Source organism: Comamonas sp. A23 (assembly GCF_004522605.1).
Classification (GTDB): Bacteria; Pseudomonadota; Gammaproteobacteria; order Burkholderiales; family Burkholderiaceae_C; genus Comamonas; species Comamonas thiooxydans.
The window spans coordinates 58,286-75,062 of sequence record NZ_RSDT01000001.1 but is presented as its reverse complement, the minus strand read 5'-3'; the positions used below and the strand labels follow the sequence as shown (position 1 = coordinate 75,062).

Annotated in this window: 14 protein-coding genes; 3 read left to right on the top strand and 11 right to left on the bottom strand. The window is 58.0% G+C overall.

Going from position 1 to position 16,777, the window contains the following annotated elements; genetic code table 11:
• Positions 1-130 precede the first annotated feature (130 nt).
• The 4 genes from EIC84_RS00425 to EIC84_RS00405 all read right to left on the bottom strand — a co-directional run bounded on the left by EIC84_RS00425 (position 131) and on the right by EIC84_RS00405 (position 5,850).
• Positions 131-913: an efflux RND transporter periplasmic adaptor subunit gene (locus EIC84_RS00425; protein ID WP_003070764.1), complete on the bottom strand. Its 783-nt coding sequence runs from the start codon at positions 911-913 to the stop codon at positions 131-133.
• Between the two features lie 17 nt (positions 914-930).
• A complete protein-coding gene (locus EIC84_RS00420; protein WP_003070766.1) occupies positions 931-2,274 on the bottom strand; it encodes a TolC family protein in 1,344 nt (447 codons plus the stop codon).
• 1,219 nt (positions 2,275-3,493) lie between these two features.
• Positions 3,494-4,729 carry an EAL domain-containing protein gene (locus EIC84_RS00410; protein WP_003070770.1) on the bottom strand — a complete coding sequence of 412 codons (1,236 nt, stop codon included), beginning with the start codon at positions 4,727-4,729 and terminating at the stop codon, positions 3,494-3,496.
• Between the two features lie 425 nt (positions 4,730-5,154).
• Complete coding sequence (locus EIC84_RS00405) at positions 5,155-5,850, bottom strand: RNA polymerase sigma factor (RefSeq protein ID WP_034363462.1); 696 nt, start codon at positions 5,848-5,850, stop codon at positions 5,155-5,157.
• A 190-nt stretch (positions 5,851-6,040) separates the two neighbouring features.
• Here EIC84_RS00405 and EIC84_RS00400 point away from each other — a divergent pair, with 190 nt between their 5' ends.
• The 3 genes from EIC84_RS00400 (at position 6,041) to EIC84_RS00390 (ending at position 7,751) form a co-directional block, all read left to right on the top strand.
• Positions 6,041-6,610, top strand: a complete 570-nt coding sequence (locus EIC84_RS00400) for a ferritin-like domain-containing protein (RefSeq protein ID WP_003070776.1) — start codon at positions 6,041-6,043, stop codon at positions 6,608-6,610.
• A complete protein-coding gene (locus EIC84_RS00395; protein WP_003070778.1) occupies positions 6,607-7,005 on the top strand; it encodes a cytochrome c family protein in 399 nt (132 codons plus the stop codon). The genes EIC84_RS00400 and EIC84_RS00395 overlap by 4 nt, the downstream gene beginning before the upstream one ends.
• 560 nt (positions 7,006-7,565) lie before the next feature.
• Positions 7,566-7,751: a hypothetical protein gene (locus tag EIC84_RS00390; protein WP_003070780.1), complete on the top strand. Its 186-nt coding sequence runs from the start codon at positions 7,566-7,568 to the stop codon at positions 7,749-7,751.
• 666 nt (positions 7,752-8,417) lie between these two features.
• Here the strand turns inward: EIC84_RS00390 and EIC84_RS00385 are convergent.
• The 7 genes from EIC84_RS00385 to EIC84_RS00360 all read right to left on the bottom strand — a co-directional run bounded on the left by EIC84_RS00385 (position 8,418) and on the right by EIC84_RS00360 (position 16,777).
• On the bottom strand, positions 8,418-8,882 hold the full coding sequence (locus EIC84_RS00385) for a hypothetical protein (RefSeq protein WP_003071521.1): 465 nt from the start codon (positions 8,880-8,882) through the stop codon (positions 8,418-8,420).
• Positions 8,879-9,349, bottom strand: coding sequence for a lysozyme (locus EIC84_RS00380; protein ID WP_003071519.1), 471 nt, complete (start codon positions 9,347-9,349; stop codon positions 8,879-8,881). The genes EIC84_RS00385 and EIC84_RS00380 overlap by 4 nt, the downstream gene beginning before the upstream one ends.
• Positions 9,346-9,642, bottom strand: a complete 297-nt coding sequence (locus EIC84_RS00375) for a hypothetical protein (RefSeq protein WP_003071517.1) — start codon at positions 9,640-9,642, stop codon at positions 9,346-9,348. The genes EIC84_RS00380 and EIC84_RS00375 overlap by 4 nt, the downstream gene beginning before the upstream one ends.
• 9 nt (positions 9,643-9,651) lie before the next feature.
• Positions 9,652-12,144, bottom strand: a complete 2,493-nt coding sequence (locus tag EIC84_RS00370) for a hypothetical protein (protein ID WP_131361403.1) — start codon at positions 12,142-12,144, stop codon at positions 9,652-9,654.
• Positions 12,145-12,221: 77 nt separating this feature from the next.
• A complete protein-coding gene (locus tag EIC84_RS25880; protein WP_003071510.1) occupies positions 12,222-12,374 on the bottom strand; it encodes a hypothetical protein in 153 nt (50 codons plus the stop codon).
• A 319-nt stretch (positions 12,375-12,693) separates the two neighbouring features.
• Positions 12,694-15,363 (bottom strand): glycoside hydrolase family 104 protein, encoded by a 2,670-nt coding sequence (locus tag EIC84_RS00365; protein ID WP_003071508.1) that lies wholly within the window; start codon positions 15,361-15,363, stop codon positions 12,694-12,696.
• Entirely contained in the window at positions 15,332-16,777 is a 1,446-nt protein-coding gene (locus tag EIC84_RS00360) for a hypothetical protein (RefSeq protein WP_003071506.1), read from the bottom strand. The genes EIC84_RS00365 and EIC84_RS00360 overlap by 32 nt, the downstream gene beginning before the upstream one ends.

The window sequence follows — 16,777 nt, the reverse complement described above, 5'->3', positions numbered from 1 at the left end:
GAAGCAGTCGGTCTCCTGCTATCGGACTATAAAAACATGAGCATTTTTCGCTTTCTATATTTAGACTTCAGAATAAAAATTACCTGAAACCTTTTAATAGCATGCGTAATATGCTCTTGTATTTGAATGTCTAGGGCTTGCCGGTCTGAGGCGGTGCCAACAACACCTGCCCGCTCATGCCGGCGATCAGCTCTGGAAACTTTCCATGAATGGTGGCATTGACCTTTACGGACTGGCTCACCGGATCCACCCGCGCGGCCAGGCGCTGCACCTTGGCTGGATAGGCTTTGCCGGTTTCGTCAATGCGCACCTGGAATTCCGAGCCTTGATGCAGCCAGCTCAGCCAACGTGAAGGAACCAGGAACTCCAGCTCCAGCGCGGAGTCGTCCAGAATGTCCAGCAGTGCCTGACCCGGCTGCGCATATTGCTGCTCACGGATCTTCTGTTCGGCCACACGACCGGCATAGGGTGCGGTGATCTGGCATTTGCTCAGCAGGCTGCGGTTGGCTGCGACTTCAGCCCTGGCCTTGTTCCATTCGGCCTGAGAGACATCCAGCTCCACCTTGCCTACGGAGTTCAGTTCCGCCAGGCGCTGGTTGGCCTTCCAGGTCTTCTCGGTGGCATCCACACCCGCCTGGGCCTTGTTCAGCTGGGCTTGCGGCAGGCTGCAGTCAAACTGCACCAGCAGCTGGCCCTGGCGAAATGCGCCTCCCTCCACCACGGGCAGACGCTGTACCTTGGCACCTATCTCTGCTGCCAGAGTGGTGTAGCGGCGCGGTGAAAGCTGGGCACGGATCTCGCGCTGGTCCAGCACGCTGGGCAAGGGGGTCTGAGTCTTGGGAAGGCTCTGGGCAGCCGAGCCGCCTTGGCCATGAGCGGCGAGCGCCAGGCCCAGCGCCAGGCCCAGAATCAAGGGGGACACGCATGACTTCATTGGAATTGGCCCGCGTCCCAGCTTTGCAGCGATTTACCAACGGCCTGCGTGAGCTCGGGCAAGGGCATGCTGTCGGAGCCCTCGATCACGGGCTCCATGCCCAGGGTGGCTTGCAGGCGGGAGCTGGCGGCCTGCATATTGGATTGGGCCTGATACCGGCGCAGCACGGAAAGAATGGTGGTGGTCTGCTGGGAGACCCGCTCAAGCGCATTGAGCTTGTCGGCCTGCACCTGATTGTTCACATGCTCGGACAGGCGCTGGTCCACCGAGGCAATGGTCTGTGCTCTTTCATACTGGCGCACGGCGTTCGCAAATTGCAGACGTGCCACATGCAGCTGTGTCAATACCGCCATCTGGGTAGCCAGACGACGCTGATCGGCCAGTTGGACACCCGCGTCAGCCAGCTGACGCTGTGCAGGCAGTGACAGCAATCCCAGCAGATTGAAGGAAATCTGCAGGCCCGCATCCTGCCAGCGGTCGTTGATCAGATAGCTGTCGCTGCTCTTGTTGACACCGTAGTTGAAGGAAAGGCCGGGGAACATGCGCAGCATGACGCGCTTGGTCTCTTCATTGGCGATACGGGCGTTGTACAGGCTCTCGCGCAGATCCGGGTTCAGCAGCAGGGCTCGGTCTTCCAGCTTGTCCACCGGCTTCTCCAGCCAGCGCTGGGCATTCGATGCAGCAGGCTCGATCACACGCAGCGGCTGGTTCAGCTCTGCGGGAGACACCCCCATCAGCGAAGCCAGTTCGATACGCGAGGAGGAGAGCTCCTGCTGAATGGCCTCCAGCAGGCGGATGTTCTCCAGCAACTGGCGCTGATAGCGCAGCGGCTCCATGGGGGAGCGCAGTTTCTCCGCTTCGACCTTGCGCGAGTCTTCCAGGGCCTTGTCTGCATCCTGGCCTGCGGTCTGCAGCGAAGACTCCAGCGCCTGGGCCGCAGCCACGCGCCAGTATGCGATACGTACGTCCTGGATCAGCGTGTGTATGGCCTTGCGGCGACGCTCAGCCGCAATTTGGGCCCGATCGGCATGCTGACGAGCAGCGTAATAGCTTTGACCGAAGTCCAGCAGGCTCCAGGAGAAGCTCAGCGAAGCCAAGGTCGACTCACGATCCGACGAGATATAGGGATGCGCCAGGGAAGGCGCGCCCGTGACGGAGTCCGTGCTGCGGCTGATCAGATCCTTGTCGCGGTAGCGGTAGCCGGCCGAGGCCACCAGCTTGGGCAGCATGTCGAACTTGGCAACATTGGCCGTCCCCTGCGCCACCGCCTCTTCCATGCCACGCAGGCGCTGGGCTGCGTTGTATTTGATGGCCCGCGCGATCGCCTCTTCCAGGCTCACGGGCCCGGTCAGAGGAGCAACGTCCTTGCCAAGGCTTTGCCGATCGGCCTGAACCTGTGACTGTATTTCCTCCGTGGAAAGTGCCTGGCTTGTCAAATTGGCGCAACCGGTGAGCCAGATGGCCGAGCCTAGCAGGGCTGTGAGCCGGACACGGCCACGAAAATTTGTCTCAGACCGGTGGTAAGCAAGGACGTTCATATCAGCAGAGGGATAGTGGCGAAGGCGGTTTGACAAGAAGACGCCGGCGAGCTCTAGCAACAAATTTTCAAAAAGTATGCAAAAGTCTTAATTGTCAAAAAGTGTGCCAAGAATATTAACTGGGCAAGGACTGCAAGAGCAATCACTGAAATCAGGTATTTCTTCTGCCAGAAGCACCATGCAGCCGCACTCATTTTTTGCCCCAATTGGTGCAATGAGTCCTTGGTGGTGACTGGTCAAGCGATTCGCTTGTGGTGCAGTGTGTAACTGCCTGAGGCTGCTTCCAAAGCCGCTTCCGGTTGGAGACAGCAAGGCGCTCCTTCGGGTTTTCTCAGAGCCGACGGCGCATAGCTGCTATTGGAGATTTCAGCGCTGATCTATGAATTTCAGATCAACACCGCTCACATGCGCGCTTGCCAAGCATTCCCGAGGCATTGGAAGGCATACAACAGCGCCCCCAGGCGCATCAAGCTGCTCCAGCAAAGCCAGGCAGTTCAATCGCGGCAGCGACATCGTCAAGCTTGAGGGGTCTGGACGCCCAATGGAAATCGACCGCAACATCATGGGCGTGACGATTGCAATCGATGGCGCGGAAATGCCTCATGAGGGGTGCTGAAAACCCCGGCAGTCAATCCTGATCGCTGCCTTGCCTCAGGTCGTCCGCGACCGACGCGACAAAGCTGACGCAGAGCGTCAACACCATGAGCGCAAAACTGACAAGCAGCCACTTCATAGCGTCCTCGTGCAATTGATATTCGCAAACAGTATGCTCGCATTGATTGACAGCACTACATAGATGTTTACGCTAGGGCCAAGCACAAACCAAGCTCAAACCAAGCACCCGTCACCCGAGGCTCCATATGGGCTCAGGCCCTTTGCAAAGGAGTCACGAGAAGAGCCAAGGCCTGCTCGATGCAGGCGAACGAAGCCAGCTAAGCCAGCCGTCTGCAGGACGAGATCGGTTGCCAGACACTTGAACGATGCGGCCGCCCATGCAGCGACACATCCCACGGCACACCGACTAATGAAGCGAGAACACAGCCGCGGCATCAATCTCAAGTGGCCTGGAAAGCAAATACCCTTGAGCGCAATCCACTCCAAGCCTTTTCAGCATATCCAGCTCTTCCGGCCGTTCAACGCCCTCTGCAATCACCAGGCTTCCTATTTCATGCGCGAAGCTGATGAGGCCTCTGGCCAGTGCACGCCGCTTCTCATCTGTATCGATAGAGTGAGTAAGACTCATATCCAGCTTGATGATCTCGGGCTCGAGATTGAGGATATGCCGCATGCTGGAATAGCCTGCACCAGCATCGTCAACCGCCAGTTTCGCGCCCCGGCGACGGTAAGGCTCCAGCCCAATGGCAAGAGCCTTGTAATCCTTGACCGCAGCATGTTCTGTAATCTCCAGGACCAGACGTGAGAGATCATCAATGCCATCAAGTAGTTGATGGAATTTGCTGCTAAGCAGCAATTGTGGCGAGCAGTTGACACTTACACTGCTGTTGGCGGGCAGCCGCTCCAGCGCCGGCAGCACCTTGGAAACAGCGCACAACTCCAGGTCAATGCCCAAACCGGCCTTGTCTGCCACATCGAACCAATAATCCGGCGCATGCCTGGGCTCGACATCAAAACGCGAAAGGCTTTCAAAGCCGCAAATGGCCTTGTCACGCAAACTGCAGATCGGCTGGAAAACCATCCTCGGATCACCGTGCGCCAACGCGGATCGGACTTCACCGACCAACCGTGCCTTGACCTGCTCCTCGACAGCCTGCTCTTCGATACGGTCTGCCAGGATCTCTGCAAATGCGCGCAGCAATTGCATGTCGCGCTCCCCTAGCGTTGGATTCGGGAGGTAGCTGAAGCAGCAAAGCGTCCCATACACATGCCCATCCGTGAGACGGACTGGAACACTCAAATGGGACCCAATTGGAATTGCATGTGTTGCAGAAATGTGCTGAGCAGCCGGCACACAACTTGTGTCCGGAATGCATTCGGGCAGCTCGCCATGAACAACCTTCAGGCAGTATCCCTCCTGCATGGGAATGCTCTGGCCTTGATGGAGCGGCCCGCCCGAAACACTGTCCAAATGCTTGAGCACCCGTTCGGCCGCACCGAAGTGTGAGACAAAGGCGATATCCATTCCCAGATGCTTGCGAACCGCACGCAGTATGCGATCCACTCCTTCTGCGCACACACCTGATCTCATCAAATGATTGAGATGGCGATTCCCGTCAACCTCCAGATCGTTCATCTGCATGCCCCCTCTTACATACAGTCGACTCACACGGCTTTTGTCAATATTTAATCTGGAAAAGCATGCAATGTGAAGCGATGATCATCGATATCCAACAAGTGTCTCAGCAGCTGCCGTGGCGAAAATGTCAATCAATCCACCAGCTTCGCCATCCACCTGGATTTCAGCTGCTGCTCCAGGCATGTTTCCCCGGTGAGTTTTCTGTATGACGGCTTCGTGGCATATATCGCCACCTGTTGTCCGCTTTGAAGCCTCCTCAAATCCTCGCTCCACTCAAAAGTAGAGAGCTCACCCCAGGGAGGTCTCTGCATGAAGAAATCCAGAGTTAGTGAAGCGCAGATCTGCTACTTGCCCAGGGCAGTCCATTCTTGCGAATCGGTCTGCATCTGCTGCATGTTCATCAGAACCAATGATCCAAGCATGCCTGCTTAACGCTGGGGTAGTCTTGCCCGCACCAAGGACACGATGCGATTGCACCGCTCACCATCGAAATTGAAGGCGTCACTGAGCGCCATATCCAGATCCTGTGAAAGCCCTTCACGAAGCATGCTTCGTGCACGGAAGAAGCGCGTGCGCACCGTGGCCTCTGGAATTTCCAGTATCTGCGACACCTCTTGCGCACTCATCTCTTCCACCCCGCGCAACATGAAAACCCTGCGGAAGTCATCGGGCAGCAGGTCAATGCGCGCCTCCATGATTTGACGCAACTCTGAACGCATGACGGTTCGATCGGGGCTGCGGTCCATATCGTCTTGCTGCCAACTGGTATCCATCTGCTGAGTCGATACCATCGCGGACTCCAGCGGCACGATCTTCAACTGACGACGTCTGATCTGTCCAAGTGCTTCGTTGACGACAATGCGTACCAGCCATGTCGACAACTTGGCATCCGCCCTGAAATTCCCCAATGCCTGCCAAGCCTGCAAATAGGCCTGCTGCACGACATCTTCAGCATCCGTGTCACTTTTCAAGATGGCTCGTGCGGCGCGGAACAACAAGCGATTGTGGCGTCGCATGATGGCCTCGAAAGCCACCTCATCGCCAGCTGCAGCTCTGAAAGCGAGCTCCAGATCCGACGCATCAGCAACCGTAGGGCTGTGGTTCGAAGGTTGAGTGTGCGGCATGTACGCCTCCTTTGACCATTGGATGGTGTATCCGCATCCAGCGTTCCCGTGTCGATCTGATTCTCGGCCCTGCTGCCAACAGGGGCGGAACGTGGTGACGCTCCGATCCATCCAATGGATGAGTGCTTGCCCTAGACACCGGATTTTCGGTCTCCCAAAGCTGGCCTCGTCACCCACGAAGGAGTGCATCATGTCGTTTTTACATATCGCTCATCCACAGGAGGCGCGCCGCCTTTTTCTTGGCCAATCCGGGCTGATGCTTTCAGGTGCCGCTGTTGCGCTATTAGCCGGCCGTGAAGCGCTAGCCGCCAAAACCGGCGATGGAAAAGTCCAGGACACTCAAATCCTGAACACCGCCCTGAGTGCAGAGCTGGAGGCCATCGCTGCTTATCAGTTGGGAGCAGAAAGCAAACTGCTGCAACACTCGGTGCTGGATCTGGCCCTGACCTTCCAGGGCCATCACAAAGCGCATGCTGAACTACTAGCCAAGACGGTTGAAAAACTGGGTGGCAAGCCGGTAGTCCCCAAGACTGCTTACAACTTCCCAGCAAATCAGCTGAAATCACAGGAGGATGTGCTTCGGTTTGCGGCACGACTGGAGCAAGGGGCCGTCAGTGCTTATCTGGGAGCCGTTCCCTTGTTCGGCAATCGAGAACTATCCAAGGCGGCGGCCAGCATTCTGGGTGATGAAGCCATGCACTGGGCAGTACTGCGCCAGGCAGTGGGCGAAGCACCGGTCCCCACGGCATTCGTATCATGAACACCGAACGGTGGCTGCTGCTTGGCATGCTGTCGTTCGCGGCGACAGTGCATGCAGCACCTGACAAACTTCCTGGCGAGCAGATATACGCTCGCTGTGCGGCCTGCCATGCGCTGGCATATGACCGAGTGGGACCGCATCATTGCGGCCTGTTGGGACGGCGTGCTGGCACGGTTCCCGGCTTTGCCTACTCGGATGCCATGAAGACTTCCGGCTTCATCTGGGACGAAAAAACACTCGACCGCTTCCTGACCCAGCCCATGAAGGTGCTACCAGGTACGACAATGACATACGCCGGAATCCCTGACTCCAAGGAGCGTAGTGACTTGATTGCCTACCTCAAGCAAGCCAACGATTCACGAGAGTGTCATTCACTTCGAGCACTCCCGCATTGAACGCATATACCCTAGCTGCGCATCGCAATCGGCCTGAAGCAGTTCACCAAGAAAATGCTCAGGCTGACTGCTTCATGCGGTGGATTCAATCGGCCGATGCAACACCATGCCTCGCCTCCGGCGCGAGGAGTCGGCCCAACTGGAATACGCATCGAGGCAGGATATGGATGACAGATCGCCGGCTGCATGTATTTGGGTCTAGCAGTCACAGTCGAAGGCATCGCTCACCTGGAATCCATCACCCTGACCGTCTTCCAAAACGGACTTTTCTCATTCCGGGGGCCAATATGCCCGACGAGAATTCCCCGACGCTCTGTTTGCAGCGTTTGAGCGGCTACACAGGGCTCAGGCCGCTTCAAGGCTGACGCCTTGACGGGAACACAGCCCCATCCTCCAAGCAGCAACTATCCGCCTCCACCCTAAAAATACTCCCTAGTAGTCGTGATTCCAACGCAATCCAGGCGATCCGTCATTCATCATGCGAATTCACTGGACTCGCCATCCCGGCAGCTGTACCGTCTTCTTTAGGTTCAGAAACTTGATTGAAGGTCGCCTTCCCCATGAGCAAATCCAAAGAGTCCACAGTCCATCGCATCGTGGATGCAAAGCAGTGGGAACTCAATCGCGAAAAAGAGCGCATCACCTATCCTGCCAACCACGCCGGCCCGATTCAAATGGACTGGCGCAAGCGTGAGAACTACTCGGCCACTGACCTGAACTACCGGGGAAGAAGCAAAACCCCATAACAACAGCTCGGTCTCCGATCTCCTGACGAACCCCGCCACTGTGAACTGAGCGGGGTTCTGCTTTTTCGGCAAGCACACGGCGACCAGCGCCAGCACCGCTGGCCCGCCAGAAGACAAGGCCTGGCTCCAGCATCACTTCCACTGACCGATCTGCTGAGCCGCTGCCTGTCCAGCGGAAAGCAGGTTCGCTACTCCGACGGACAAAGCCTTTGGCGAAGCACAAAACCTGGCTGCAGAGGCCACTCAGCCTCGCAAGAGTCGTTTCTGTTGATTGATAACCCGGCACAGGAATCGATACGGAGCGCTACCCGAACCGCAGGCCGACAGAGCAAGGGCCACCCGTGTCCATGAACGCGCAAGGAGGGCCAACCGCAATTCCTTGGAGCGATGAATGCTCCACCACGGGAATAAAACATAAAAGCCGCTACAGCTTTAACAGCTGTAGCGGCTTATGTATTCTGGTGGGTCCTGCGAGATTCGAACTCGCGACCAACGGATTAAAAGCGGCGTGCTCGCTGTTTGCGAATTCCTGTGACGCTATGAAGACCAAGGCTCAAGGCCTGCACTCAGCGCATGGTTTACCGCCCATGTTGGCAAAATCTCCCGCACAAAAAAAGAGCCCCCTCGCACCTGATTTGGGTGTCGAGGGGGCTTTTTTGCGTTTGTTCAGCGCGGCCAAGATTCGGTGATCATTCTCGCATCATTTGCGTGGCCATCAGCTTGTCTTGCCATCCACTGATATTCCGCTGTGCACGCGCCGAGTAGCTCTCCTGCGGTTGCGGCGTACTCATCGACGGCGACGCGGGAAGCGGCTGCGATACGGGCTGGCACGCCGGCGAGTTGCTTGCGCAGGCCGTCAGCAGCAGCGGCAGCAGCACCAGCATCAGCCTGGAGGCTTTCGGCTCGTGCCTGGGCAGATTTGATTGCGTCATCCTTGGTTTTCTCCATGCGTGAATAGGCAGCCAAAGCCGACGCGCCAGCACGCATCTTCTGCTCGGCATGCTCTTTTTTCAGGAGCGATATGCGGGCTTCAGCGCGCTGGGCATTGACCCACCAGCCGGCGGAAAAAGCCATGGCCAGCAGCACGGCCAGCAGCACGGCCAGCACCAGGGCCTTGGCGCGGCCGGTCATGCCAGCCCCACTTCGCACAGTTGCCGCTCAGCAGCACGGCGTCGCACCAAGCCTGGCAGCTGCTTGCCGCTGGCATAGGTCCAGCGGCTCAGCTCTGCGCAGGCACCATTGATGTCGCCTGCGTTGGCCTTGCGCACCAGGGTGCTGCGGCAGAAAGCGTCATCCCCCACATTGAAGGCGAAGCTGAGAAATGCCGCCCGCTGGCCGTCGGTCAGTGGCGCGCGAACGCAGTTCAGTGCATCTGCATGCTTGGCCAGGTCCTTGTAGAGCATGTCCTCGCATTGCTCACGGGTATAGGTCTGCCCCATCTTGAGCTCAGGCCCGGTATGCCCCGTGCAGGCCGTGATGATACCGACCGGGTCACGGTAGGTGCTGAACACTGTGCCCTCATAGTGCTGCACCAAGGGCACCGCCATGGCAGCCGCGCCGGCACCAACGATGGCTATGAATTTCGCTTTCCAGCTCATCGACCACCTCCGGCACGGACTGCAGTCCAGAACCCAAGCAATGCCGTTCCCAGCATTACCACATACGCCACCGGCTTGGCCAGCTTCCCGAGCCAGTTCAAAACCTTGAAGGCCCCGCGCATGGCGGTGAAGAACTCCAGCAGGTCGGACAGCTGCTGCTTGAGCTCGTGCAGTTCCTGCCGGGTCTTTCCCAGCTCGCGCTCTATGGCTGCCATACGCTCGCTTCCTTTATCAAACCGGTCATTGATCTGCTGCCGAGTCAACGCTGGCAGCTCGTTGCCGTAGTCGTCCATATCCCTCCCTCATGGAAAAATCACACCGTCATTCCAGCCAGTGAATGCCATTGCAGGCGTAACACCAGACGGAAGCGTTGCGGTAAGAGTTCCGCGCTCAACCAACACTCCGCTCAGAGCTGCAACCTTTGAAAGATCCCATTCGGCATAGGGCGATACCGTCACGCCTTGAAGGAATGTGTATTCACGAGTTGCGACTCCGCGAAGCGCGCCGATCACCACAGTGGATGCACCTTCTGTAGGTGCGATGAGTTGGCCGCCAAGAATCTTCAGGCGTGATGGGTTCGGAACTGTGGCTTCATTCAACGCGCAGTCGAGAAGATCAATAGACGTGATGTCGGGACGCAAACAGCGCAAAGCAAGATTTCTTACCGCTGAGCAGTTGATGCTGAGAAATGCCCTGGTGGCGGGAGTTGAGGCAAATGCTGGATAACCTTGAACTCCCGAAGAGGTATTCGCCCGCATCGAAGCATCTACATCATTGATATTGACGCGCATCTCTCCCCGAGCATTCGTGATGAAGTTCATCCAGTCCAGCTTCAGACTGAAACGCCATCCTTCCGAGCTCTCAATGTTGGAGACAGACACAAGGTTAGGTGCCCGCACTTGATCGCCGTTTTGACGGATCTTGATTGCGACAGGAGTAATCTCCCCACCCGCCGCCGTCGACCCAGCCACACGCTGAAGGTTGCTGACAATCGAATCAGGAGGTTGGATTGCGGTGCTCGCCCCAATAGGTGCGGTCGCGCAATCAATCACAGGGAACGTCCCAAAGGAATTTCCCATGGATATCTCAAAGCCATCCACAATCCACGCGCCATCAAAATGGCCGCCATAATCATCCCGAGTCGAAATCGCAGGGCACCCATAAAGTGTGGTGTTTGTTACCTTCACCACGCCACCACCCCAGCCGATCTTCACTCCGATATCGTGCAGCGCGCATTCTTCAACGAAGATGTTGTGCCCAGAACTGTGAGCATCCACTCTATTCAGGATGCAATCCTCAAAGTACAAACCGTTCACATTGTTCGATCCAATGGCGCCCCACCCGGTCAGGGCCTCCATGTTGTCCACATAGATGTCCGCCCCGCCATAGATAGCAAGGCAATACGACCCGGTGCTGGTAGTGACTGGCCTCCCGGTTGTCATGTACCCGTCAATCGTCACATCGGAAACGTCCAGAAGGCAGACTATTTCGCTCACGTTGTTGTATTGAGCGCCATCACCATCAAACAGCAAATCGAAGTTTTTGATGTGCGTGTTGCAACGCTCAATTTGGAACACTCTCTGGTTATTCCATGCACCCTCAACCAATCCAACATTGGAAATGGTGAGAGGTGTTTTTGACGTCTTCCTATAGCTGACAGTGATTGCAGATGCAAATGCTGAGCAGTTAGAACTCAATGGGTGAGATACCTTGCTGGCACGATTTACCTTGAAAGCCTGCGTGTAATTCTGAGTTCCAGTCTTTGCGCGATCTGGGACTTGAAGACCGCATTCAAGCTTCGCATAACCATGCCCATCAAATAATCCCCTTGTAGGGAATATTGCACCGCGTACCAAGTTTGTTGCTAGAACAGGTCCGGTCACAGTCACAAGAGGGCAATCCGGATCGCTGAATATAAATATGGTATTAAAACTATCAAAGCTTGGCGATGCTTCAACACCACCAAGGATTACCATCCGAGCGCTGAAAAAATCAACACTGGTGTATACGGGGATTCTTGCATTAGCCTGTATGCAAAATTTTGAAATTCCTGCATAGCTGACAGGTACTCGCTTCAAATTCGCCAAAGCATGGGCTTTTCTTATTGCCTCCGTATCATCTCCAACGCCGTCCCAATTGCCGCCATAAATAAATGGACTGATAGCGCCATTAGACAGAACTTCAGCAACGCTTCGAACTACTGCATCGGGAGCTTGGCGGACATTTACACGCTCTGCTCCATTACTTGCCAATAGATCCAGTCGGAGCTGATCTAAATTTACCGAGAATTCAAAAACATTCCCAACTCGTTTGAAGTAGCGGGCCCTAGCTCCACCATGGGTCTCATCCTGGGAAATTTCGATCAATCCATCAAGAGGAATGTTCGCAATGTCTGCCAGTGCCTGAGCATAGGTGCTATAGAACTTCAGAGGTCCAATCGCACCAGCTGCGGCCTTTGCCTCCAGCATGTACTGATAGGCAAGCGTCGCATCACTGGGCCAGCTTGCTGCATCAGGCCAGATGGCGCCATACACAGGATCCTGGGTCAGCAGAAGAGCGCCCTTGCTGTCCTCTACGACGAACTTGTATTCGACGCCGATGTCCAGATAAATGGATGCTTCGCCACGACCGTCCAAGATGATGGGGTTGGCATTAGGCTGAGCCCGCGCAGCATCCTTGTACGTAGGCGCACGTGTGCTGCTGCCAGCAACATAGGTATGGATGCGGCCACCGATCAGCGGTCGCCCGTTGTTCGCAAAGAACTGGACGCGGGGGAAGACTACAGAAGTGGCCATTGCGGCTCCTGCAATAAAAAAAACCCGCTAAGGCGAACCGTGGCGGGCTGAGGTTTGGAACGAGTTTCAGGTGCTGGCTACCACCAGCGAATGGCGTAGATCAACGCAGCAGCGCCACCCATGGCGGCGCCAATCGAAGCGATGAGATAGGACCTCGCAACGCAGGATGCGACTTGCTTGGCGCCCTTCTCATCGAGTTGTCCTGTAATGGTCATCTTGGTAAACTTCACGGACTTTCTTCTCCTTGCTCTCTTCAAGGGGTGGAAACAAGAAAGCCCCAGGCGCTGGATACGCTCTGGGGCTTTCGCTTTGTGGTTGTGGGTTAAGTCAACAGTTTCAAATCGGCTGTGGCTACCTGGGGTCGGAGAATTCCAATCTGGATCTCTCCAATACCCCCGGCTCTATGCTTCGGCGTCTATGAAAAAAGCCGCTCTAGGCGGCTGTGGTGCTTTTCGTTAGGATTCGCGGATGCTTCAGGAACTTGACCGGATCGTCAGCGCGTGGATACGCGAGACTGGCATCAACCCCATCACCATCGGCTGGGCGATCTCAATCGTTCTGATCTGCCTGTGGAGAGAGTGGCGCGGCAAATAGCGCAGAAGACAGGGACGCTGGCCGGGCCAAGCTGCCCAGCGTCAGCTGCCGCTGAACCTCAGGCCTGAGCACGATGCTGGGCACCGCGTTCATTGCGCTGTTCTGCTGAGATGTGCGCACCGCCAGTTGCAGGCCATCAGCGCCAAGATTGCCCAACATCCTCAGACCAGGTACCTGGCCAAGCAGCTTCAGGCCATCCATCGCCTTTCCGACGACAAGCGCACCGGAATTGCTGTTGTTCACCGCTGCGCCAACTGGCTGAGCCGTGGTGTAGTCAGCAACCCGAGACAGAGCCTTGAGCTGGTTGATCTCTTCTTTCGATAGGATCAGGCTCAATTTGCGGTCACCAAGTCGGTCCAGGGCCTTGCGGAATGCAGAAGCACTGAATCTCGCTGCCTCATCTTCCACAGTTCCCACGGCCGCAGCCTTCAGCTCACCCAGAACCCCGTCGCGAAGCGCCTGCTTTCCGCTGCTGTCCATTACCTTTACCATCTCGGCCACATCCCGGACTTTGGCAGTTGGGCTGGTCACATAGCGCTTGATGAAGTCATCCGGCGCGATCTTCCCGTCATACAGAGACTTGAGCGCAGGGACCTTCTCGATCTGCTGCATCATCTGGCGGTTTGCGGTCCGAGCAGAGTTGAAGGCACCGATGGCGTCATCACCCAGGCTTGCGCCGGCGTTCAGCAGTGGAGTTTCCTCCAGAGCTTGACGCACCACCCCAAGTGCCATGCGGGCGCTGCCGTCGCTGGTTCCGCGCTGCAGCTTGCCGATTCTGGTTTTCAACTGCTCTGCATAGTCCACATTGAATGGCACCTTGCCCTGAGCAATGCTATTCAGATGCGTCTCCACATCCTTCGGTAGCGATCCGCCCAGCAGGTTTTCGTCCAGCAACTCGGAAGCCCGGCGCGTGAAGGTAGACCCATCCAGAGGTGCCGACCGTCCGCCGCTGTCGCGCGCGGCTTGGTAAAGCCGGTCCACATTGGCCTTCTGAGAATCCAGCCAGCCCTGCAGGCCACCGACGCCTCGATCTCCAAAGGCCTTGGCTGCATCCTGGGTTGCATCTGCCCCCATGCCATTGAGCTGGCGAATCAGCACCTGGTTGTTGGCAGCCTCCAGATTTGCCAGACGCTGGGCGCTTTCAAGCGTCGAGTTGGCACCCGTCTTGGCCAGATTCTTCTCGCGCGTGATCTGAACAGGGTCCAGAGTCAGAGTGCCGCGAGTCGGAGTCGCGCCCACAGTCCGGAAGTCGACCAGCCGGCGCAGGGCCTCTGGATTAAGGTCGTCCCCGACCTGCAGAGCGCGCTGAACATCCTGGCGGACAGCTTGGCGCACGCGCTCAGGAACAGCCGACCAATCCACGCCCGTGCCTTCCAGCCGCGCAGAAATCTGCAGGTCGACTGGCTGAGTTGGCGTATTTCGTCCGGGGTTGACAAGATCAGCCAGCCGGCCCGGCGCGTTGCGCGCGGCGCGCGTCACGCTGTTGACGGCAGCAGGCGCAGCAGCACCAGCCAAGCCGCCCAGCACAGACGCCAGGACCTGCTCGCCTTCACTCCCTCCGGATTCGCGCACAGAGCCGCCAGCCAAGCCAGCGCCCGCGGCGCTCGATGCCTGCACAGTGGGGTTTGCGCTCAGGAATGAGCCCAACGTCTTGGCACCGGCATTTGCCAGGCCGCGCCCTGCTCCCACAAACCCGCCAGATCCGGCCACCATCCGAGCTGCGTCACCAATCACCCGCTCACCAGCCGTCTGAGGCTTTGGCAGGCCCAGCCAGTCGGCGGCGGCCGCAGCCACATCGCCCGTGCTCTTGCTGCGTGCCGGGCCAGCCTTGGCACCAGTAACCAGATCGCTCAGCGTGCGCTGGGGCGCCCCGCCGGCGAGTCGGACCAGGGGATCCGTGACCAGATCACGAATCGGGTTCGTCACGATCTCGGCTGCATTACCCAGACCCTCCAGGCCATAGCGGGCTGTCAGGCCCACCTGGCGCGGAATATCGCGGATCGCATCGCCAGCCTTCTCGGCAAAGCTGCGCTCTTTCTGTTTCGGAATCAGGTCAGCAAAGGGATTCTCCGCCGCTGCCGCCGGCGCGCTGACCGTCTTCTTCCCCTGGGGAATCAGATCGGCAAATGGATTCTCTGCGGCCTGTGCTGCTGGTACTGCTGCGTTCAAGGCTTTCTCCACAAAACCGGCTGAGCGCCGGGGCTGCGCATAAGGACTGCTGGGCAGGCTGGCCCAGGTCTTGCCCGTCTTGGCAATGGCCTTGTCGAAGTTTCCGGCCAGCACGTCATCCAGGGCACCGGCGCGGCGAACCAGCTCCAGGGCGGCCAGATCCTGACTGCGCGGGCCGAAGTCGGGCAGGCCGAGGTCGCGCTGCAGGCCATCCCATGTCGGCTTCAGGAACTGATAGGCGCCATGGGCGCTCGTCTTGTTCTTGGTGCCGTCTGTCTGGGTGAAGTCGCGCAGCGTGCCGGGGTGCCCCTTGGTGTAATCGAAGCTGCCGCCACCGAAAGCGACGCCATAAGGATCCGTGGATGCATCCTTGTAGGTGCCCTCAGCCTGCGCCACGGTGCGCAGAAACTTCTTGGCATTGGCATTACCAAGAGCCTGTTCGAGAATCGTTGCCATTTCCAAGCCCCCTTGGGTCAATGCCCATGCTTTGCAGTCGCTGGCGCACGGCCGCAGGGTCGGCCCCGCTGGCAATGGCCTGACGGGCCTGCTCGATGACAGCCGAGCCCTGTGGCTGCTGCGCTGGCATGAGCACACCACCGCCGCTTCCAGCCGGTGCCGGCTGCTGGCGACCGCCCTTGGCCTTGCTCAATATGGAGCTGTAGCCTTGTTCGATCACATTGGCCAGGTCTTCTAGCTGTGTGATCTTCTGGTCGATCACCTGAGCCGGATCCACGCGGCCCGGGAGCTGTGCCTGGGCAATGCGGCTCTCATAGTCGGACATGGAGCCTTCGCCCGGCGTGCGGGTCAGCTGGCGCACGGTCGACTGCAGCGCCGCCAGCGCACCATCGTAGGCCCGGGCCGAGTCGGTGACAGCCTGCCGGCCAGCCACCACGCCATAGTCCATGGTGCCAAGCTTGTCGCGCGCAGCTTTCAAGTTCTCCAGCTGCTTGCGCAGGATGGTCACCGTCTGCTGCTTGGAAGATGCATTCTTGAGCTGCTCTTGCGACAGGCCGCCCTTCCCGATCACGGGCTGGCCATCTGCACCGGTCACAGGCTGGGCCTGACCGGTCTGCTTGTTGACCAGTTGCACGCCGCCGTCTGCATCGGTAACGATCTGGGTTTGATCACGGCTTGCCTTCTGGGCTGCACTGCCTTCGGCCGCCAGATTGTGACGCTGCTGCTCCACCTCACCCGGCGTGGCTGTGCGCTCCATGGATTGGCCTACAACTGCTGGATTGGTCATCGGATTGACGTCGACCATCAAAGTGCGGCCGCCCAGGTTCTGCGCCTGCACCTTGGGCAGCAATGCCTCCAGCTGCTTGGCAGCGTCGGTCGACTGCATGACGCCGCTCATCAGCATGGCGCGCCGCGCCTTCTGGTCCGCCGGCATGCCGCGCACGAACGCTATAGCCTGGTCTTGCCCGAGGAAGCCACGGTTCACGGCATCGGATGTCGCACGAATCAAAGCATCGTCCGTGATCTCAGGCAATGCCAGCAGGCCAGACATGGAGCCGTTGAAGTAGTCGAGCTGCTTCTTGGCCATCTCAAGCTTCTTGGCGCTTGCCTCAGTCGCGGCCTTGTCCTGGTCGGCCCAAGACTTCTGCAGCCCAGGAATTGCACCGCCCTGGCCGGAACTGGCCAGCTGATTGATCATGCCTGTGCGGTTGATCGTGCCGTCAGCGCCAATGTTCCCAGAGTAGGCCTGGCTTACGGCCTTGCCTTGGGCAGCATTGCGTTCCGCTTCTGAAAGCTGCAGATCAGATAGACGCCCCTGAATATTCGCCTGGCGCCCAGCGGCATAGCTGTTGACCAGATCACCAAGGTTGCCGCCTTTGCCGACCTGGGAGTAGATCGAAGTATCGATTGCCAT